Origin of the sequence: Bacillus thuringiensis, assembly GCF_022095615.2 — a bacterium.
GTDB lineage: Bacteria > Bacillota > Bacilli > Bacillales > Bacillaceae_G > Bacillus_A > Bacillus_A cereus_AG.
The window spans coordinates 1,615,166-1,635,191 of sequence record NZ_CP155559.1; the positions used below are offsets into that span (position 1 = coordinate 1,615,166).

Genomic DNA, 20,026 nt, shown 5'->3' on the forward strand with positions numbered 1-20,026 from the left:
TCCTTCATGCATAAAGTGGGAAATGAAAGATTTATAAATGTATATTATTTATCTATAAAGATTTAAATATTTCCAAATTATACAATATCATAAAATATAGAATAAGAGTATAAAATTTACATTTTCTTATTATAAGATGAAGAAATAATAGTGGTATCTGTGCTTCATAAGAAAAATGCCACTTCAAAATCGAAGTGGCATTTTTTATATTTCCTCTAAGCTATTAACTGGAACAGTTAATTCGCGTCCGGGATTTTTTACTTCATATATGCGGGCGGTTTCGTTGCTTTCATCGACGTGTTGAATTGTAACAGGCATGCCTTGAAAACTGACATTTGCTTGTTCTGATGACACAGAAAGTTCTTTTGCACGTTGAATATTCATTTATATTCCTCCCATCATTATTATCTTTGCTAAAAAAGAGGAATAATATACCATTTCGAGACATTCTTAAAGTTTTTGTATTATTTGTAATGTTTCTTTAACAAAAGAAGAAAAGATGGAATCCGGATAGGATTGTATTTTTTTTGTGGCGTCTGTAGCCTCCTTAAGAGCTCTTTTTTTATCGTTTAGTTTTACATAACAAAGGGCACGATATGCACCTGCTGTTGTAAGCCAGGATTGATCAAGTGGATGCGTCATATAATCGGGAATGTTAGCACGTTGTAAAGCTTTTAGAGCTTTTTTGTATTCTTTTAATCCGTACAAAGATTTTCCTTTTTCAAGGTAATACAATCCATCGTTTTGAAAAATTGGCTCATCTTTTAGTTTTTCTCGAAATTGTTCTAGATGTTCTAATGCAATTGTATATTCATTAGTAATTGTGTTGTAGTAATATGCTTTTAATATATCTATAGTTGCGATTGATAAAGTGTCTTCAGTAAAAATAGCGAATTGCTCGGATTTCTTTATGTAGTGTAAATATTGTTCTTTATCAGCCATGATGACTTTTTGATAAGATAATATGCGGTAAAACTCATCTGTTTTATAATACACTTGATGTTTTTTAGAAAAGGCGAGTGCCTCTAATATGATTTTTTCGCATTTTTCATAATCGCCATATGCTAGTAAAATGATGGCCTCTTTTAAACATAATTGAATGTGTATAATAAGATCCATTTCTAAATGTTTCGCTTCATAATCATCTCGAATGCTAGCAATTAGCTGTAAACATTCCTCATACTTTTTATGTGAGAACAGCACGTATGAAAAAGTTAATTTTGTTTCAGTACTGTCCCGGTATAAAGTATATTTTTCAAATATAGAGGTAGCTTTTTCAACGAAAAACTCAATATTGTAATCTTTCATGATAACTGCTCCGATAATAAATTGTTTATATAAACGAGCGGTATGTAGAGTAAGGGGCATGTCATTTTGAACGATAGGTAGTAAAGTGTTATATACTTCATCGCATTTATTTGCCTTTATGAGTTGCTCCATTTTTTGAATGAGTTCTACAATTTCTCCTTCATCTTCCTCTAATAAAAAGCTCGTTTCACATTCAAGTTTTTCAGCAATATATTGTAATGTTTTCATGGAAGGTGTAGCTTTTCCATTTTCAATTTGACTAAGCATACTTTTTGTTAGTTCCGAACCTGCCAGCTCTGTTTGTGTAAGTTTTTTTTCTTTTCGTAATGCTTTAATTTTTTCTCCGAGAGTTGCCATATCATTGCTCCTTTATAATTAAAAAGTTAAATATAATTTAACTTTTTGTTGTAAAAATTGGAAAGTTGATTATATAATAAGTTTAACACAATTTAACTTTTAAGGGGAGTGTCATAATGGGAGATGTAAGTATAGGTCAAAATGATTCGAGAATGAAGATTGCAACGAGAAACATCATTTTAATGATGATTGGAAAGATGACTTCTTTATTAGGAGCGGGAATTTATACATTTGCCATGGGGTTATACGTATTAAAGACTACTGGTTCAGGGATGGGGTTTGCTACTACGCTTGTTTGTGGATCACTTCCAAGGATGATTTGTGGTCCGATTGCGGGTGCTGTAGCTGACCGCGTGAATCGTAAGTGGCTTGTTATTGGTACTGATTTATTAAGTAGCTTAACGATGCTTATTATGTTTATTCTTGCTACTATATTTGGGCCGTCACTTCTTTTTATTTATATTTCAGCAGCATTATTATCCATTTGTGCAAGTTTTTATTCTGTTGCATTAACCTCATCTATTCCTAATTTAGTAGATGAAGGGCGTATTCAAAAAGCGAGTGCATTAAATCAAACGGCAGCTTCTTTATCAAATATTTTAGGGCCAATTATTGGCGGAGTTGTATTCGGTTTCTTTTCAATTAAGTCGTTCTTTTTATTAAATAGTATTACGTTCTTTTTAGCAGTGATTCTGCAATTATTTATCGTATTTGATTTATACAAAAAAGAAGTGGCTGAGAATAAAGAGCATTTCTTGACGAGTATAAAAGAAGGTTTTTCATATGTAAAAAGACAGCATGAAATATATGGTTTAATGAAAATAGCACTTTGGGTAAACTTTTTTGCGTGTGGGCTAACCGTTGCACTTCCATATATTATCGTCCATACATTGCATTTATCTTCAAAGCAACTCGGTACTGTAGAGGGAATGTTAGCAGTCGGGATGCTAATGGGTGCGATTGCCTTATCAGTACGTAAAGAATTGAATAATCCGTTTCGTTCTATTTATACGGGACTGTTTTTGTTTGCGGGTTTAAGTTTATGTACAGTCTTCCCGTTGTTAGTTACTATTCCAAAAGTGGCAAGTTTTATTTACTATGGCACTTTTATGATGTTAATTGGTATATCAATCATGCTTGCGAATATTCCGATGCAAGTATATATGCAAAAGACGACAGATCCGAGCTACTTAGGGCGTGTATTCGGTCTACTTGAAACAATTGCTACTGCAATCGCACCGCTCGGTATGATTGTATATGGATTATTATTAGATATGTTGCCAACTAGCATTGTTATGATGACAATAGGTGGAGGATTATTGTTAGTTGTATTAGTTGGAGTAAAGCAGCATATGGCGAAAAAACAAGTGGATGTATCGGCTTAAAAGAAAATTTTAACAATATAAAAATGACCAAATTAGTATTTTAGTTTTTGAAACTCTTTTTCATGTATGTTACAGTATAGTGATCAGGCAAAGAAAAGGAGAAAACATCATGAAAAAATTAAGTTTTGTAATGCTTTTTCTGTTAGTCGTAATGGCTGGATGTAGTAATTATGACACGTATATTGAAACAGGTATGCAATCATTGAAAAATGAAAAATATAGTGATGCAACGATGTGGTTTACAAAAGCAGAAAAAGAGAAATCAGGAAATGAAGCGAAATCATATAAAGAAGTTGCTGAGAGAATGGATCACGGAGCAACAGCATTGAAAGACGGTAAGTATTTAGAAGCGAAAGACATTTCAAATGAAGTGTTACAAATGAAAAAAGACGATGCACTTGAAACAGCTGTAACATCAAATGCCGAGAATATGCTTCAAAAAGCTAAAGATGTAGAAGAGAAAGTGAATGAAAGAGTAGCAAAGCGTAGAAAAGTAGAAGAAGAAGGAATCGATAAACTCATTAAAGCTGTCGATAGTATAGATGACGTGAAAGAAAAAGAGAAGAAAGTTTCAGAAGCGTTAGATAAGGCTGAAGAGGCGCAAGCAAAAATTGAAGCGAAGAAGAATAAATAGAGTTATAGTTTAAAAGGCTGTCGTGTATAACGACAGCCTTTTAACTTTTTTCTGCATAAGAAGTGATGCTATGTAGTAAAAAAGAAATAATTTTAGAATTCCATCTGTCCTCATGATGAATCGTATAAATGTTACGTTGAAATTCAAATCCAGGGATGGGTATATAGCATAGTTCATTTCGTTGTACTTCTTGTTCAATAGCAAGTTTAGAAATAAAAGCGACGCCATTACCATATTTTAAAATTTGTTTCATCGTTTCTAATGAATCTAATTCAATTTCAGATTGGAATGTAATGTTATGAGCTAACATCCATTTTGTAAGTAAATCTCTCGTTGTAGATGGATTACGATGCAATAGTATACGTTCTTTTTCAATATCTTGTAGTGATATATTTTCTTTTTTTGAAAAATGATGTTCTTTGGAGAAAGCAAGAACAAGTGTATCAGGCATTACATTTGTTTGTTTTAAAAGTAATTCATCAAACGGTGCTGCGGAAATTACACCGAGATCAATTTCATGATTTTGTAGCATCGTTCGAATCTCAGGAGCTGTTTTTACCATAAGTGTTATTTTTATATTTGGAAATTCGCATTGAAATTGGTGAACAATTTCTGGTAAAAGATAAGTCGCTGGTACATAACTAGCGCCAATTGTTATAGCGCCTTTATGAAAATCTTTAAACTCTTGCGTGACCCGTCTAGCTTCTTTCATGAGTGCATCTATTTTACAAGCATAATGATGTAATGCCTCACCAGCCTCTGTTAAGAAATACCTTCCCGAACGTAATTCGAATAAAGATACACCGAGGTCCTCTTCTAGGCTTTTTATATGGAATGTAATAGTAGGTTGTTTAACACCTAGTTTTTCTGCAACGATCGTAAGCTTTTTGTATTTCTTAATAAGCACTACAATTTCCAGTTTTAAGAGATTCATTATGAATTGCCGCCTTTTTTATTTTAACTATAGAAAAAATCTATAGAAATAAATAGTTTATTAGAAGTTTTTTAATTTAATCTTTACAGTACATTAACATTCAGTATAAATCTTCCATATAAAATGAAAGCAGGTTAAGAGTGAGGGGAGAGAGGTGAAACGATGGACATTAAAATTAGTGGGTTAGAAAAGAAATTTGGAAAAACGCAGGCGTTAAAGCCGTTACAAATTGTCATGAAACAAGGTGAATTTACCACACTTTTAGGGCCTTCGGGATGCGGGAAAACGACTTTACTTAGAATGATTGCAGGACTTGAGGAGCCAGATAAAGGTGAAATATATTTCGGAGATACGTGCATGTATTCGGGTGCGAAAAAAATAAAAACATCTCCTCATGAACGTAATATCGGTATGGTGTTTCAAGATTTTGCTTTATGGCCACACATGACTGTATTTGAAAATGTCGCATTTGGTTTAAGGGCTACAAGGCAAACGAATCAATTACAGGAAAAAGTAGAAGATGCAATAAAGCGAGTTCACCTGCAAGGGATGGAGAAAAGATATCCGCATGAACTCTCTGGTGGACAGCAGCAACGTGTTGCATTTGCTAGAGCAATTGTAACAAAACCACATTTTATTTTGTTTGATGAACCGCTGAGTGCACTCGATGCCATTTTGCGAGAAGAAATGCGATTAGAGCTTATGGATATCGTTCATTCGATCGGTTTAACGGCATTGTATGTTACTCACGATCAAACAGAAGCTATGTCAATGTCAGACCAAATTATTGTAATGAAACAAGGAGAGGTATTACAAAAAGGAACACCAGAAGACATTTATGTGAAACCGTCTCATGAATTTGTTGCAAAATTTGTTGGTAAGGCAAATTGGCTTGTAGAGGGTAAACAAATGATTCGTCCAGAGCATGTGAGCTGGACAAAAAAAGAATTGTGCGAAATGTATACAGGTGAAATTCAGCACGTTACATATGTAGGAGAACGGTATGAAATGAAAGTAAACATGGGTGCACTTGGAATATGGACAGCTTATCACAATAGTAAATTAAGCATTGGGAAACCAGTATCGTTATATGTGCCAAAAAAATGTATTCATCATATAGGGGGAGAATCGTATGAAGAAATTCAGTTCGCTTAAGTCTTTATTTGTATGTACTTTACTGTTTTCTGCAGTAGTAACAGGGTGTAGCTCAAAGACAGGTAATGCAGATGCAAAAAGTAAAACTACGAATGAAAAGAAAATTGTTGTATATAGTGCGGGACCAAAAGGGTTGGCAGAAAAAATTCAAAAGGACTTTGAAAAGAAAACGGGTATAAAAGTGGAAATGTTTCAAGGGACAACTGGAAAAATTTTAGCGAGAATGGAAGCTGAAAAGAAAAAACCAGTCGTTGACGTAGTGGTACTTGCTTCTTTACCAGCGATGGAAGGATTAAAGAAAGATGGTCAAACGTTAGCTTATAAAGAAGCGAAACAAGCTGATAAGCTTCGTTCGGAATGGTCGGATGATAAAGGGCATTATTTCGGGTATAGTGCTTCGGCATTAGGAATTGTGTACAATACAAAAAATGTGAAGACAGCACCTGAAGATTGGAGCGACATAACAAAAGGAGAATGGAAAGGGAAGGTGAATCTTCCAGATCCAGCACTTTCAGGTTCGGCTTTAGACTTTGTAACAGGATATGTGAAGAAGAATGGAAAAGATGGATGGAATTTATTTGAACAGCTTAAGAAAAATGAAGTTACAGTAGCCGGGGCAAACCAAGAAGCATTAGATCCAGTTGTAACAGGTGCAAAAGATATGGTCATTGCGGGTGTTGATTATATGACGTACAGTGCAAAAGCAAAGGGTGAACCAGTTGATATCGTATATCCAAAAAGCGGAACAGTCATTAGTCCACGCGCAGCAGGCATTATGAAGGATAGTAAAAATGTAGAAGGTGCAAAAGAGTTTATTGATTATTTATTATCAGATGATGTGCAAAAACAAATTTCTAAAGCATATTTATTGCCTGGTAGAACAGATATAAAAGCTGAAAATAGACCAAATGTGGAAGAAATTCCAGTATTAAATATTGATTGGAAAACAGTGGAGAAAGAACAAGATGAAATAGGAAAACAATTTAAGAAAGTATTCCAATAAGATGGTGATTACATGGTAAATCGATTCGTTTCAGTAAGACAAATTGGAATGACGGTAGCGTTGTTACTTGTGGCGATGTTAATCGTCATTCCGCTTTTTCTCATTTTATTTTCTAGTGTATATGAAAATAGCAGTTGGAATTTTTTAAAGCCTTTTGAACTCATGCAGAGTGGTGGATTAGCTGGGATTTTTCTAAACTCGATGCTTCTCGGTGTACTTGTAGTAATAGGAGCTACCGTATTTGCATTTCCATTAGCGTTCATTATGAGCAAAACAGATGTTGGAAAGTATAGCAAGTTAGATGTTGTTTTTATGATCCCATTTATGACACCGCCGTATATTGGGTCAATGGGCTGGATTTTGTTCATGCAACCGAACGGCTATTTCGAACAGTTTTTTCCGATGCTAAAGACGATTTCATCTTCGTTTTTTAGTTTAGGAGGTATGGTTGTAATTATGAGTCTGCATTTATTCCCATTCCTTTATTTCATGTTGAAAAATACGTTACTTCAGATTGGGAGTAGTAAAGAAGAAGCAGCAGCAGTTCATGGTGGAAGATTTTTCTATCGTTTAAGAAAGATCATATTGCCGCTATTAGTATCAAGTTATGTAATGGGTGCGTTACTCATTTTCGTAAAGACGATTGCAGAATTTGGAACGCCGGCTACATTCGGACGAAGAATAGGATTTCATGTGTTAACATCAGAAATTCATAAATTTATTTCGAGTTGGCCGATTGATTTTAGTAGTGCAACAGCATTGTCTTCTTTATTACTTAGCGCGTGTATGCTCATTTGGTATATGCAAAATGTATTAAATCGAAAATATTCATATGCAATGGTTAGTGGAAAAGGTGTGAAATCTAAAAGGTATACATTGTCTATATTTACACGCGTTGTGGCATGGGGATATGTATTTGGTTTATTAATCGTATCAATTGGAATCCCATACTTTTCTATACTGATTGCTTCATTATCAAAATTAAGAGGCGGCGGCTTACAGTTAAATAACTTTACAACGAGCCATTATGAAGCATTATTTACAATGGGATCTCCAGGATTAGAAGCTTTATGGAATAGTTTTCTTTTTTCGCTTATAACAGCGATTATTGCCGTTATGATTGGAGTGTTTTTGGCGCTTATGATCCGAAAGGGGAAAAAGTCCTCTGAAAAATGGCTTGATATGTGCGGTATGTTACCAAATATGGTACCAGGAATCGTGATGGTTGTAGGGCTTATTTTATTTTGGAATTCACCCTATATGCCCCTGTCAATTTATAATACGCCAGTCATGGTTATCGTAACGTACGTTGTTCTTTTTTTACCTTATACGGTGCAGTATGTAAAAGCATCACTTGGACAAATTGATGATTCTCTAGTACAGGCAGGAAGTATTTTTTCTGGAAATTATATTTATATTTTTAGAAAGATAATATTACCTCTTATTATCCCGGGAATTCTTGCTGGGTGGGCGATGACATTTACAATCTCGATAAGAGAGTTAGTAGCGTCGCTTCTCGTACTACCTCCATCAGTAGAAACGTCAGCAACATTTATTTTTGCTCAATTTGAACAAGGAGAAGTATCTATTGGAATGGCAATGGCTGTCGTTTCAGTTGGACTTACAACAATATGTTTATTACTTCTGCAACATATGGAGGAAAAACGAAAAGGGGTAGCATGATGAGGATGGAAGTATGGGGAGGAGCGGGAGAATACGGTCGTTCCTGCTACTTCGTAAAAAATAAAGAGACGAAAATAGTATTTGATTGTGGTATTAATCGATCATATGAGGATAGTTATCCAAAAATAGAGAGGGAAGTTGTACCGTTTTTAGATGCAGTATTTTTATCGCATATTCATGAAGATCATACGATGGGTTTACCTTTATTAGCGAAGTATGGATATAAGAAAAAAATTTGGACGACTCGTTATACGAAGGAGCAACTTCCAGCTTATTATGAAAAATGGAGAAAATACAATCTGACGCGAGGATGGAATGTACCTTATAGTGACCAAAACATAAAAGATTTAAATTATGTATATATTGATGAGATTAGTAATCCAAATGAATGGATACAAATTACTCCTACATTGCGCTTTCAATGGGGCTATAGTGGTCATGTATTAGGCGCTGTTTGGTTTTTAGTGGATATGAGTCATACATATGTATTTTATTCTGGCGATTATTCAGCAGAGTCTAACATACTACGAGCTAATTTACCTGAGAAATTGCGTGGCGATATAAAAGTTGCCATCGTAGATGCCGCGTATCACACTGATGATGTTTCGCAAAATGAACGAGTAGCCGAACTGTGTGCAGAAATTGTACGAGTTGCGGGGAAGAAGGGAATAGCAGTATTACCGTTGCCACCGCTTGGTAGAGCGCAAGATATCGTATTGTATTTATATGAAAAATATAAAGAACTTCCCATTATAGTAGATCAAGAAATTTTGGATGGATTCGAAGAGATGATCGTATATAAAGATTGGATCAAAAATAATGAAGAACTTGAAGAGCTAGTGGAGAGTTTAAAAAGAAACGTAATAGTTATGGATGATGACATCGGTACGCAACATAGTTATGGAATAGTTGTAATGAGTGATGCGAATATGCAAACGAAACGAGCTCAGTTATATTATGAACAAATTCGGCATGAAGAACGAAATTCCATTATCTTTACTGGACATATTGCTAAAGGGAGTTTTGCAGAAAAAGTTTTGAAAGAACGTGTAGGTAAAGAATGTAGGGTGAAACGGGTTCTATACAAAGTTCACCAAAGTATAAGAGATGTGAAAGAGATGTTAAATACATTATCACCAGAACATACGGTGTTAGTACACGCTTTGAAAGAGGATACGGATCGATTACAGAAAAAGCTTAGCACGGCAGGGTATGAAAATGTATATTCACTTACTATGGAACGTATAGAAGTCATTTGAAATGTAAAGGGGATAGGTATATGAAAAGAGTATTTGTATTCGTAAGTATTTTCTTTTGTTGCTTCCTTTATAACGTTAAGGAGGGGGTTGCTGCTAGTCCAATGACACCTAGTTTTGAAGTGAAGTTATTAGTAAAGCCAGAACAAGTACTAGGTCCTAACAAAGAGATGAAACAAGATGTACTAGAGCATTTCCAGGCTGGTACAAATTATGAAAGGATACAAGTACAGTTTTTAGATACGGCAAATAAAAATTTAAGTAATGAAGGCTGGTTTGCCAGAATCCGAAAGAAAGAATTTAGTAAAGATTTTGAGCTAACATATAAAAAAAGATACCCTATTCAAAACGGCGTAATTCAAGATGCACTAGAAGTAGCTAAAAAAGATGGATTTGACAGTAAAACTGATAATTATGAGGCAGAAATAGATTGGGGATTTGAGAAGAAAACATTAAGTATTTCAAATAAGAAAAGTTACAGCGCTAAAGGATATGGAGTACTTGATTTACCAAACGAACGAGCCGCTCAAAACATGTTAATAGAAAAATTGCCAGGGAAAATGAACAAATGGTTGTATACGAATTGGGGAGAAGAAATGCTCAAAAATTCTCGTATTTATGGTCCTGTATTAATGAAGAGGTATACAGGTGAATTTGAAAATATTAAAACGAATATTGAAGTTTGGCCACTAAGTAATACAGGGAAGATAGAAGATGATTTCGTAATAGAAGTTTCGTTTAAAACAAAAGAGGAAAGTATTGCAAAAGAACAAAGAGAATTATTAATGCAGAGTTTAGATCAAAAAGGATGGCTATTACCGAAAGATAGTTTGAAGACAGAGCTTATTTTTCAATAAATAGTAAAAAGGAATCCATATGCCATGGATTCCTTTTATATATGGGTATTAAGCTAAATCAGCTGACACGAACATATCATTATTTTGAAGGTTTTTAGAGCGTAAACTATAAGCAACGACCTTCTTTTTATGTTGCTTTACAACATCAACATGCTCTTCATGACTATAAATATAAAATGTAAAATCTTTTTTGCCACGTTTTGCATTGATAATTAAAGGAGTACCCTCATTGTGTGGCGGTGCATAATAGCGATCTAAAAATAAACCTTCGTTAAAATCATGAATAATTTTGGATTTCTGTTCGCCTTCTACGTTATTTCCGTGAATTGTAATAGTCACATTCTCTTCTTCAAGTTGTGGATGTGTTTCGTACTTGCTAATAATAGATTCAATAACAGAGTTAGGAAGGCTAGAAACGATAATTTTAAATGCTCCAAATACAACTAACATAACAATAAACCAAGTCGTCATAGTATTTCATCCCCTTTATCCCACAGTAACGGTCCGTAAAATCATGGTTGGTGCGGGCTAATAATCAGTGTGGGATAGATACCCCGTACTGACTAAAATTTCACTTTATCCTATTTAACAATATAACTCATATGGTAATAGTACATATGGTGAAGTTTTGTATAATTTGTGAAAAATATGCCATTTTTATGAACGAAATATTAGAAAAATCAATTTTGTTACAAAAAGTTGAAATCGAAGTATTTTAAAAGAAAAAGGTTTATAATAAAAATATAACTAATAACAACATTACTAATTATAAGGAAGTGTAACTATGAGTACTGTAGCAATCGTGTATGGTATTATTCTTTCTACAATTATCGTTTTATTTTTCGTTGGGGTTTCACGTTATATTCATAAATGGAAAGAATGCGTTGCGAAATTAAATCACATTGAAGAAGAATTAAGTGATTTAATGTTACATCATGGTAAGTGAACGTTTATTTTTTAACTAAACAATGTGAAGGATATCACAAAACATGCTCTCATCATGAAGGCATGTTTTTTTGTTATGTGAATGATTAGGCACATACATGTTTTTCATACGATACAGTGTAAGTGCAGAAAAATTAGGAAAGGACCTTTCGCCAATTAAGGAGTCAGTTGTAATTGGTCCTCCTAATTCAAATCGACTAAATAGCGTTAAAGAAAGTCACGACTCAAATATAATCGTTACGTTAAACGGACAAATAACATCATGTGAAATAGAGTAACTCTTTCTATTTTAGGAAGAGTTACTCTGTTTTGTTTAATTTTGTAATTAAATTCGTTATAATTATTATATAGAAGGGAATTTCTAGAGGGGGCATATTGTGAACATATTAAAGATTATAGGAATTGTTGCAGGAGTCATTATAGTAGCCGTTATAGCTTTCTTTGTTATTATGAAGTACTATTTGTCAAAAGAAGATCCTGATTATGTATTAAAGTACATAAAAGAACATAAAGATGATAAAACATGTTCATTACTAATTAGAAAAAATGGGGAAGTATTAACATCTATAAATGAAAATGTAAAATTGCCATTAGCGAGTACGGCAAAGATCGTAATAGCTGTTGAATTTGCTAAACAAGTGTCAGAAGGAAAAATAAGTCGAGATGAACAAATTTCATTGCATGAGCTAGAAAAATATTACGTTAAAAACACTGATGGTGGAGCGCATCCAGACTGGTTAGAAGATGCCAAAGCGAGAGAATTAGTGAAAAATGGACAGATCGCTTTAGAAGAAGTCGCTAAAGGGATGATTCATTATAGTTCTAATGCAAATACAACATATTTGTTAGATAAGCTTGGAATAGAAAGAGTAAATGAAAGTATAAAAGAGTTAGAGCTTACTAGTCATGACAAGTTCTCTTCGTATACTGCTTCACTATATATGAGAGGGTATGTAGAAAAAGAGCTTCATGAGCCAGAAAATCAATCGTTAGAAATGATACGTAACATGTCAAAGGATGAATATAATAAACATGTGTTACAAATACATGAATGGATGAAAGATGAAGAAGAATGGAAAAAACGGGATATTCCATTAAAAGTAGATATGGAATTTCAGCGAATTTGGTCGGATCGATTAGTGGGTGCAAACGCTAAAGATTATATGAGTATAATGGAAAAGATAAATAGTAGAAATTATTTTCCGAAATCAATGCAAGAAGAAATCGAGAATATTTTCAAAGGAACAGTTAATAATAGTAAGTTAGAATTTGCTGGGCAAAAAGGTGGCTCTACCGCATTCGTATTGACAAAAAGTCTATATACTACAGATAAGAAGGGGAATAAGGTAGAAGTTGTAATTATGTTTAACGATATAGAAGATCAAGTTGCATACCAAAAATTGAGAAATAATATAGATTATTTTATTCAAGACGCTGTAACAAATGAAGAGTTTAGAAGGAAATTATAATGAAATAATTTTATTATGTAAACAAGGGCGCTTTTTAGAAAGTGTCCTTTTCTTTTTATGATACAGGATTTCTTATTTACCTCATTGAATATAAATTGAAAATAAGAAAGGAAGTTGAAAAATGACGACAATATATTTCGTTCGCCATGCCCACTCTACATATACAAAAGAAGAACGGGAACGGCCTCTATCTGATAAAGGGCATTGTGATGCAGAGAATGTAACACGTTTATTAAAAGATAAACATATTGATATTGTAATCTCTAGCCCGTACAAAAGGGCGATTCAAACCGTGCAAGGGATAGCGAATACATATAATTTATCAATACAACTGGAAGAAGATTTACGGGAAAGGCTATTAAGTAAAGAACCAGTACAGGATTTTAATAATGCTCTTCAGAAGGTATGGGAAGACTGGACTTTTGCATACGAAGGCGGAGAATCAAATGATGTAGCACAAAGACGTGCTGTAATATGTATGCAAAGTATATTAAAAAAATATAAAGGTAAGAATATTGTAATAGGTACTCATGGGAATATTATGGTATTACTCATGAATTATTTTGATTCGAAATATGATTTTCAGTTTTGGAGAACCCTTCATATGCCTGATGTGTATAAATTAACTTTTGATAATAATTGTTTCAGCTCTGCTGAAAGAGTAGAGAAAACAGGTCATCGGATAAACATTTTGTAAAAGTTTATCAAAAAAAGAGGAAAGAGAGAAGGTATTGTAGAAGTATGACTTTGTAACATAAAAAATATTGGTTAAAGGAGGCTGTTTACATGTTTGAGAAAGAGAAAGAAGGGCTTATTGAAGTTCACAACGTATATGAAATCGCACCAGCAGATGGAGCAATTATAGGTATGGCAACGGAAGAAGAAATGGAGATTGCTGCTGAACTAGAGCTGCAGTACTATGCCCATTCTCGTTTGCTAGAAGCAAATATTCAGTTAGACGGTTCCTCCTACAAAGAGTTACTTCAGGAGTTCCAGGAGTACGAAAGAAAATCAATGGACTTTTGGAGAGCAATACATAAACGTTTAGCTGTGCCATGGGCATGGGTATTACGTATTGATGTTGCGAATGGCCCTATATATGTAAGCAATGGGAGTTCGTATTATGAAGAAGTTGATGATGACGAAGAAGACTATGAATAGATAAGTAAGGAAGCAACTTCAGTTGCTTCCTTTTTTTATGGACAATGAGTGAATGGCTTCAATGATAGTATCTGGGCGATGGTATGAAATGACTGTAAAGTGCTGTGAAAGCTTTTCTATAATAGGAAACCAATCATAAAATGAGCAAGTCATTCCGGTTTGAATGACTACCGTTTGTTTACTACCTCCTTTTATATATACTTCTATAGTTTGCCCCAATACCTCTACAAATTTATAAATAATAAACCCTCCTAATTAAGCTTGAAATAATTTTTGACAAGCAAAAACGATACACCAAACACCTATACCGAACAGGACAGATGTACTAAGTGAAAAAGAGTTTTTTAGACCAATATAGACGATAAATAATAGTAGTGCGGATGCAGGAAATCCATATAATACGCCTATAGCAAATTGACTTAATTCTTGTTTGTTCCCACCTTCGACAGAAATCCAAAATAGGCTTAGTAAACTAACGAGTGGAAGGGCAGCAATAAAGCCGCCTATCGTACTATAATGTTTAGCGACTTCAGTAATAACGCCAATAATAAGTGCGGAAACGATTACTTTAACGAGGAAATGCATACTTTGCCTCCTTCGCTAATAATGAAAAGGCTTTTTCGATTAATTGTTGTTCTTCTTTTGATAACTGTGATTCTAATATTTTTATTTTTTCTTTATCTAGTAAAGTATGCTTTTCTAATACTTCAATTCCTTCTTTCGTTAAAGTAAGGTTTACAACCCTTTCATCTTGTTTGTTTCTTTCTTTCATGATAAATCCTTTTTGAATAAGACGTTTTACGTGTTCAGACGCTGTGTTATGAGAGAGATTAAGCTCAGTAGCGACTTTTCCAATTGTTATATCTTTCTCACGAGAAACGATTTGTAAAATACGAATGGCTTGGTGGGAAAGGTTGTCTTCATATTCATATCGTAAGTGATAATAAATACTTTCCCAATGTTGATTGATGTCTTTCATAATGATAAATCCCCCTATTTTTATATCGTATAATAAGATATATTCGTTAGTTTAGAAATAAAATCCTTTTATTTGGATAAAAAATGTTGAAAAAGTTTATTTTTATTGAAATATAAGGTAATCTATGTGTAAAGGTATACATTTAGCAAGAGAGAGGATGGTAGCTGTGAATACATTCAAATGGATGAGTCATGAACAGATGTATGTAGATGAAATACATGTTGAAAAATGTGGTCCTCTTTCAGTCGGCGTATATGGGGGAAATCAAGAGAGTGATGCATATGAACGAGGAGATGCGGTACTTGCTTGGTGGGATCCTGAATTACAATTTGAATTTGTTATGATTTTTGATACACACCATAAAACAAAAAATATTGATTATATAATAGAAGCAATTTCAGAAAGAAAAGAGAAATTAAAAGAGTTATTTTCCTACCCGATACATTTAGCTTTTCATCATACACATATGTACTTATTAGCGTTATTTACAGATGAGTTGTTTATTGAAAAATGTGATCAAGATGATGAGGAACTTGCATGTTTAATTTGTTTACGAAAAGGCGAATTTTTATATTGGCTATCAGTTGGTGATTGTTTCGCATATTTATTCCATTCTGAGAAAACGAAGAATGGTAAAGGGCGATTAAATAAACGGAAGAATTACGAATATATTGGTAGAAAAAATATTTTCGCAGCAAATACACCTTGCTTTACGTCAGGTGTAAGAGGATTAGAAAAAGGAATGAATCACATTGTAATGGCAACGGACGGTATTTTAGAGTGTGATAAACGAAGGTTTGATGATGATCAATCTTTAGTAGAAATATTGCACGACGGAAGTTGCTTACAGATTGAGCCAGTATTAACAAATGTACTACAGTGGAAAGGTAGAGATTGTGCCACTATTATTGGATGGTCCATTGATACTGAAAATAAACGATGCGCTAATTAATATAAAAGGAGTTCAAGGTTTTTATCCTTGAACTCCTTTTTGTTAAGCGATATGGATGTGATATGTTTTCAACCATTCATTTACTTGAAGCATGTATTCCATAGCACTTCTTGCTTCAAAATCGTTAATTTCTTTATTGCTTTCATCGGCAATCGCAAGTAATGTGGAATGATTAATAAGTGAGAAAATAGGATTGTTTTTATTACTGCACATGTCGAGTGATAAGTGACGGATTGTTTGTAAATAATGTGGATCTTGTGAAGTTGGATAAGCGCTTTTTCTTCTATTACGTACATCGTCAGGTAAAGCAGGTTGCAGTGCTCTACGTAAAATGCCTTTTTCAATATTATCAATGCTTTTTATGTTGAAAGGAACGTTCCATAAATATTCAACTAATCGATAATCGCAAAACGGTACACGAACTTCAAATCCGACAGCCATACTCATACGGTCTTTACGGTCAAGTAAGAACGGGAGAAATCTCGTTAAAAATAAATAAAACATTTGACGTTGTTTCGCGGATTTTTTGTTTTCGCCTTCAAGAGTAGGTACTTCAAGTATCGCTTCTTGGAATCGTGTATCAATATAGTTTTCTAAGTTGCATTGGTTATTTACTTCATTTAGTAGAAGAGGAGATGTATTTTTCCAATTAGTTAGCCACGGAAACTTATCTACATACAGTAATTCTTCTTGGTGAAACCAAGGATATCCACCGAATACTTCATCAGCAGATTCTCCAGATAAAGCTACAGTTGCATCTTTTTTCATTTCGCAAAATAGTAAATATAGTGAAGTTTCCATTTCACCAGCACTCGGTAAATCTTTTGCACGAAGGGGAACGAATAAGTGATTTGCTAATTCTTCAGCATTCACAATAATATCATGATGCGATGTCCCTACATGCTCAGAAACGCGTTTTACCCAAGGAGCGTCTAAACCAGTGCGAGCAAATGTCAGTTCAAAATCTTTTGCGCTATTTACGAAGTCAACGGAATACGTATGAAGTGTTTTATTTTCAGCAGCAAATTCTTTCCCCGCTAGTGCAGTAATGCCGCTAGAATCTAATCCTCCTGATAACATACAGACGAGAGGAACATCGGCAATTAATTGTCTTTTTACTGTATCTTGTAAAATAGATAAAATATGTGATGATGTATCTTCTATTGAATCTGTATGGACCTTACTTTCTAAATTCCAATACTTCGTAACTACTTTTTTATCACGTGTAAACGTTATAGAATGTCCAGCACGCACTTCTTGAATATGTTTAAAGACGCCACATCCTGGAGTTCGAAATAAGCCTAATCCAAATATTTCATTTATGCCATTCGCATCAATTTCAGCAGGAACAGATGGATGAGCTAATAATGCTTTTATTTCAGATCCGAAAATAATACTGTCATTTCTTTCTGTATAAAAGAGCGGTTTTACGCCTAAATGATCACGTGCTAAAAACAGTTGTTGCTTCTGATCATCCCATAAGGCAAAAGCGAAAATGCCGTTTAAATGTTGTACGCAGTCTTCTTTCCATTCTAAATAAGCATGTAGTAACACTTCTGTATCTGAATGCGTTTCAAATGCATGACCACATTTTCGAAGTTGTTCTCTCAGTTCACGGAAATTATAAATTTCTCCATTATAAGTAAGAGCATACGTATAATCACCAGCACGAAATGTCTTCGGTTGTGTTCCGCCTTCTGGATCAATTACGATTAACCGGCGGTGTGCAAAGGCCGCGCGAGGTGAAAACCAAAATCCTTCAGCATCAGGACCACGATGCTGAATACTATTTGCCATCTTTTCTAAAATAACATGTTCATTTGAAAGGTCTTCCTTCCAATCTACCCAACCTGTAATTCCACACATACACATCTCATCTCCTAATTTAAAATGTTGAAAAGTAGATTAATGAAATAAAGTGAAAATTCAATCATTTGGGGGTGTCCAGCCCCCAATAATTATTAGTTGAACCAATCGGGCTTTAACGGGCAGTTATCCCTCACCTAAGATCCTCGCATTCGCACAATTTTGAGGTGGGATTTACTGCCCGTTAATGCGGGGTGAAATGTACACTAAGTTAAAGAATGACTATATAAATAGTGTACTACATGAATTAAATTACAGACTTGAGAAAATTTTCTTTGAACGCATAGTTATGTGAGACAATGGCTAAGGGAAAGTATTCCATTACATACAAAAAATAATAAAAAGATGAGAGAAAATATTTGTTTAGACGTTATATAGGGTGTAAAAGCTTTTACAAAAAAATAAGGGGAATCGCTACATGAAATCAAATGAGAAAAATTTTATAAAAAGATTACAAGGGCAAAAAGAAGATGCGCTAGAATTTGTTGTCGATACATACTTACCACTCATAAAGGGGATAACGCATAAAGTTCTTCTTCCAGTTCAAAATGATGGATTGATAGAGGAATGTGTAAACGATATATTTCTTTCCGTTTGGAATAACGCAAATAAATTTCATGGAGAGCCGAATGATTTTAAAAAATGGATTGCGGTAATCGCGAAATTTAAGGCGATTGATTATTACCGGAAAGCGACTAAAAAAGTAGAAATTATTTCAGATGAGTTTCATATCAGTACGGAAAAGTCAGCTGAAGATGAATTAATCGTTATGGAAGATAGGGAAGAGTTATTAAAGCTTATTAATCAATTAGAACCGCTAGATCAAAAGGTGTTCATTATGAAATACCTTCTCGGTATGAAGACAGAGGAAATAGGTGACAAGTTAGGACTAACCCGGGCGGCGATCGATAATCGAGTGTACCGAGGGAAAAAGAAACTACAACAAAATGCTACGAATATTAATTTTGGAGGTAGTGCAATATGAAAGACATTTATGAACTATTAAATGACATTGATATAGATGAAAAAGAGCTTGAGGAAATTGAGGCTTCTGAAATTGAAAAAGAAAAAGTAAAGCGTAATGTAAAACAATCGATACGTACGAAGAAAAAGATGAAAAGTTGGAAAAAAGGTGTCGCTGCTGCATCTATTTTAGTAGGATTATCAGTTGCAACGCTCGGTATCGGGTTTCCTACATATGCCGGAGGATTGCCAATTGTAGGTGACATATTCCGATTTTTAGATAATGGTAGAACAGGGTTATATGAAAATTATAAAGAGTTTTCGACTGAGTTGAATATGACGCGGGAGAGTAATGGGGTTAAGGTTACAATTAATGATGTAATTTCTGATGGCAGAACATTATCTATAACGTATTCACTGGAAAGTGAGCAAGACTTAGGGGATGATCCTATTATATTAGGCGGATTGGATATAATGGACGCTCATGGTAGTTCAGGAAGTGGGAAAATGACTAAAGTTACTGAAAAAAAATATGTAGGTATGGTAACAACGACGCACCATGATAGTAATAAAAAGGACAAAGTAAACTTTAGATGGAATATAGAGGGAATAGAGATGCCAGATAGGAAAAAATCAATACAAGGTAATTGGAATTTCGCGTTAACTGTAAAATCAATGGATAGTAAAGAGAGAACAATTGCTGGAAGTTCGGAAAAAGAAGGTATAAAAGCAAATATGGAAAAGGTCGCAATGTCGCCGGTTTCATTTATTCTTTATTACAATCAAGAAGTTTCTAAGGGTGCGAGGAAAGAATGGGATAGTGTAGATGTTGAATTAACGGTTAAGGATGATTTAGGGAATGATTATTCGGGTGAAGGAAATGGAGGAAGTGGCAACGATCCTTACAATATCCATTGGAGTGCCACCTTCCAAAAACTAAACGAAAATGCAACAAAACTTATCGTTACACCTCGCGTACACTTGCGAATTCATACACCTGAAAATCATGGTGGAGTGGAGTATGTGAATGGAAAAGAGAAGAAAATAGAAGTGCCGAAAAAAGAAGCGAAGAGTAAAGATATTGTTCTAGATGATATCGTAATTGATTTAAAGAAATAA

The 20,026-nt window shown here is 34.1% G+C and carries 22 protein-coding genes and 2 pseudogenes; 16 read left to right on the forward strand and 8 right to left on the reverse strand.

From position 1 onward, the window contains the following. Window positions 1-204: 204 nt before the first annotated feature. Both KZZ19_RS08415 and KZZ19_RS08420 read right to left on the reverse strand, forming a co-directional pair. Entirely contained in the window at window positions 205-384 is a 180-nt protein-coding gene (locus tag KZZ19_RS08415; RefSeq protein ID WP_071723071.1) for an H-type small acid-soluble spore protein, read from the reverse strand. A 66-nt stretch (window positions 385-450) separates the two neighbouring features. Beyond that, window positions 451-1,665, reverse strand: a complete 1,215-nt coding sequence (locus tag KZZ19_RS08420; RefSeq protein ID WP_226545475.1) for a helix-turn-helix domain-containing protein — start codon at window positions 1,663-1,665, stop codon at window positions 451-453. Window positions 1,666-1,781: 116 nt separating this feature from the next. Here KZZ19_RS08420 and KZZ19_RS08425 point away from each other — a divergent pair, with 116 nt between their 5' ends. Beyond that, complete coding sequence (locus tag KZZ19_RS08425) at window positions 1,782-3,050, forward strand: MFS transporter (protein ID WP_237982381.1); 1,269 nt, start codon at window positions 1,782-1,784, stop codon at window positions 3,048-3,050. 109 nt (window positions 3,051-3,159) lie between these two features. Further along, window positions 3,160-3,684: a hypothetical protein gene (locus KZZ19_RS08430; protein WP_226545473.1), complete on the forward strand. Its 525-nt coding sequence runs from the start codon at window positions 3,160-3,162 to the stop codon at window positions 3,682-3,684. Between the two features lie 40 nt (window positions 3,685-3,724). Here the strand turns inward: KZZ19_RS08430 and KZZ19_RS08435 are convergent, their stop codons facing one another. Then, window positions 3,725-4,618 (reverse strand): LysR family transcriptional regulator, encoded by an 894-nt coding sequence (locus KZZ19_RS08435; RefSeq protein ID WP_237982382.1) that lies wholly within the window; start codon window positions 4,616-4,618, stop codon window positions 3,725-3,727. Between the two features lie 162 nt (window positions 4,619-4,780). Between KZZ19_RS08435 and KZZ19_RS08440 the strand changes: the two genes are divergently transcribed. From KZZ19_RS08440 to KZZ19_RS08460, 5 genes are read left to right on the forward strand one after another with little or no spacing between them, the layout of a single operon-like run. Further along, complete coding sequence (locus tag KZZ19_RS08440; protein WP_237982383.1) at window positions 4,781-5,773, forward strand: ABC transporter ATP-binding protein; 993 nt, start codon at window positions 4,781-4,783, stop codon at window positions 5,771-5,773. Further along, complete coding sequence (locus KZZ19_RS08445; protein ID WP_000714691.1) at window positions 5,751-6,776, forward strand: ABC transporter substrate-binding protein; 1,026 nt, start codon at window positions 5,751-5,753, stop codon at window positions 6,774-6,776. The genes KZZ19_RS08440 and KZZ19_RS08445 overlap by 23 nt, the downstream gene beginning before the upstream one ends. Window positions 6,777-6,788: 12 nt before the next feature. After that, complete coding sequence (locus KZZ19_RS08450) at window positions 6,789-8,459, forward strand: ABC transporter permease (protein ID WP_237982384.1); 1,671 nt, start codon at window positions 6,789-6,791, stop codon at window positions 8,457-8,459. Next, window positions 8,456-9,718 carry an MBL fold metallo-hydrolase gene (locus KZZ19_RS08455; protein WP_237982385.1) on the forward strand — a complete coding sequence of 421 codons (1,263 nt, stop codon included), beginning with the start codon at window positions 8,456-8,458 and terminating at the stop codon, window positions 9,716-9,718. Before KZZ19_RS08450 ends, KZZ19_RS08455 begins: the two co-directional genes overlap by 4 nt. A 20-nt stretch (window positions 9,719-9,738) precedes the next feature. Then, window positions 9,739-10,572, forward strand: a complete 834-nt coding sequence (locus KZZ19_RS08460; RefSeq protein ID WP_226545467.1) for a hypothetical protein — start codon at window positions 9,739-9,741, stop codon at window positions 10,570-10,572. Between the two features lie 48 nt (window positions 10,573-10,620). On the opposite strand, the gene KZZ19_RS08465 is transcribed toward KZZ19_RS08460, so the two are convergent. Next, window positions 10,621-11,043: a YfmQ family protein gene (locus KZZ19_RS08465; RefSeq protein ID WP_088095895.1), complete on the reverse strand. Its 423-nt coding sequence runs from the start codon at window positions 11,041-11,043 to the stop codon at window positions 10,621-10,623. A gap of 131 nt (window positions 11,044-11,174) precedes the next feature. On the opposite strand from KZZ19_RS08465, the gene KZZ19_RS08470 reads away from it, so the two are divergent. The 6 genes and pseudogenes from KZZ19_RS08470 to KZZ19_RS08495 all read left to right on the forward strand — a co-directional run bounded on the left by KZZ19_RS08470 (window position 11,175) and on the right by KZZ19_RS08495 (window position 14,147). Continuing rightward, the gene (locus KZZ19_RS08470) at window positions 11,175-11,291 is read left to right on the forward strand and encodes a hypothetical protein (protein WP_002018064.1); all 117 of its coding nucleotides are present in this window, start codon (window positions 11,175-11,177) and stop codon (window positions 11,289-11,291) included. A 65-nt stretch (window positions 11,292-11,356) separates the two neighbouring features. Continuing rightward, the gene (locus KZZ19_RS08475) at window positions 11,357-11,518 is read left to right on the forward strand and encodes a hypothetical protein (RefSeq protein WP_016088490.1); all 162 of its coding nucleotides are present in this window, start codon (window positions 11,357-11,359) and stop codon (window positions 11,516-11,518) included. A gap of 109 nt (window positions 11,519-11,627) precedes the next feature. Beyond that, window positions 11,628-11,795, forward strand: a pseudogene (locus KZZ19_RS08480) (cupin domain-containing protein); the annotation flags it as partial. A 99-nt stretch (window positions 11,796-11,894) separates the two neighbouring features. Then, the gene (locus tag KZZ19_RS08485; RefSeq protein ID WP_098342981.1) at window positions 11,895-12,986 is read left to right on the forward strand and encodes a serine hydrolase; all 1,092 of its coding nucleotides are present in this window, start codon (window positions 11,895-11,897) and stop codon (window positions 12,984-12,986) included. A gap of 121 nt (window positions 12,987-13,107) precedes the next feature. After that, complete coding sequence (locus tag KZZ19_RS08490) at window positions 13,108-13,683, forward strand: histidine phosphatase family protein (RefSeq protein WP_226545466.1); 576 nt, start codon at window positions 13,108-13,110, stop codon at window positions 13,681-13,683. A gap of 89 nt (window positions 13,684-13,772) precedes the next feature. Then, a complete protein-coding gene (locus KZZ19_RS08495) occupies window positions 13,773-14,147 on the forward strand; it encodes a hypothetical protein (protein ID WP_226545465.1) in 375 nt (124 codons plus the stop codon). A gap of 72 nt (window positions 14,148-14,219) precedes the next feature. Here KZZ19_RS08495 and KZZ19_RS08500 read toward each other — a convergent pair. From KZZ19_RS08500 to KZZ19_RS08510, 3 genes and pseudogenes are all read right to left on the reverse strand, one after another. Further along, a pseudogene (locus KZZ19_RS08500) lies at window positions 14,220-14,366 on the reverse strand (alpha/beta fold hydrolase); the annotation flags it as partial. Between the two features lie 36 nt (window positions 14,367-14,402). Further along, window positions 14,403-14,732 carry a DUF3147 family protein gene (locus KZZ19_RS08505; protein WP_226545463.1) on the reverse strand — a complete coding sequence of 110 codons (330 nt, stop codon included), beginning with the start codon at window positions 14,730-14,732 and terminating at the stop codon, window positions 14,403-14,405. Further along, complete coding sequence (locus KZZ19_RS08510; RefSeq protein WP_226545462.1) at window positions 14,716-15,126, reverse strand: MarR family winged helix-turn-helix transcriptional regulator; 411 nt, start codon at window positions 15,124-15,126, stop codon at window positions 14,716-14,718. Before KZZ19_RS08510 ends, KZZ19_RS08505 begins: the two co-directional genes overlap by 17 nt. 124 nt (window positions 15,127-15,250) lie before the next feature. Between KZZ19_RS08510 and KZZ19_RS08515 the strand changes: the two genes are divergently transcribed. Then, on the forward strand, window positions 15,251-16,078 hold the full coding sequence (locus KZZ19_RS08515; RefSeq protein WP_088095901.1) for a protein phosphatase 2C domain-containing protein: 828 nt from the start codon (window positions 15,251-15,253) through the stop codon (window positions 16,076-16,078). A 42-nt stretch (window positions 16,079-16,120) separates the two neighbouring features. On the opposite strand, the gene asnB is transcribed toward KZZ19_RS08515, so the two are convergent. Next, complete coding sequence (asnB, locus tag KZZ19_RS08520) at window positions 16,121-17,944, reverse strand: asparagine synthase (glutamine-hydrolyzing) (protein WP_226545461.1); 1,824 nt, start codon at window positions 17,942-17,944, stop codon at window positions 16,121-16,123. A 418-nt stretch (window positions 17,945-18,362) separates the two neighbouring features. On the opposite strand from asnB, the gene KZZ19_RS08525 reads away from it, so the two are divergent. Together KZZ19_RS08525 and KZZ19_RS08530 are read left to right on the forward strand one after the other, a co-directional pair. After that, window positions 18,363-18,929: a sigma-70 family RNA polymerase sigma factor gene (locus tag KZZ19_RS08525; protein WP_237982386.1), complete on the forward strand. Its 567-nt coding sequence runs from the start codon at window positions 18,363-18,365 to the stop codon at window positions 18,927-18,929. Beyond that, complete coding sequence (locus tag KZZ19_RS08530; protein WP_237982387.1) at window positions 18,926-20,026, forward strand: DUF4179 domain-containing protein; 1,101 nt, start codon at window positions 18,926-18,928, stop codon at window positions 20,024-20,026. The genes KZZ19_RS08525 and KZZ19_RS08530 overlap by 4 nt, the downstream gene beginning before the upstream one ends.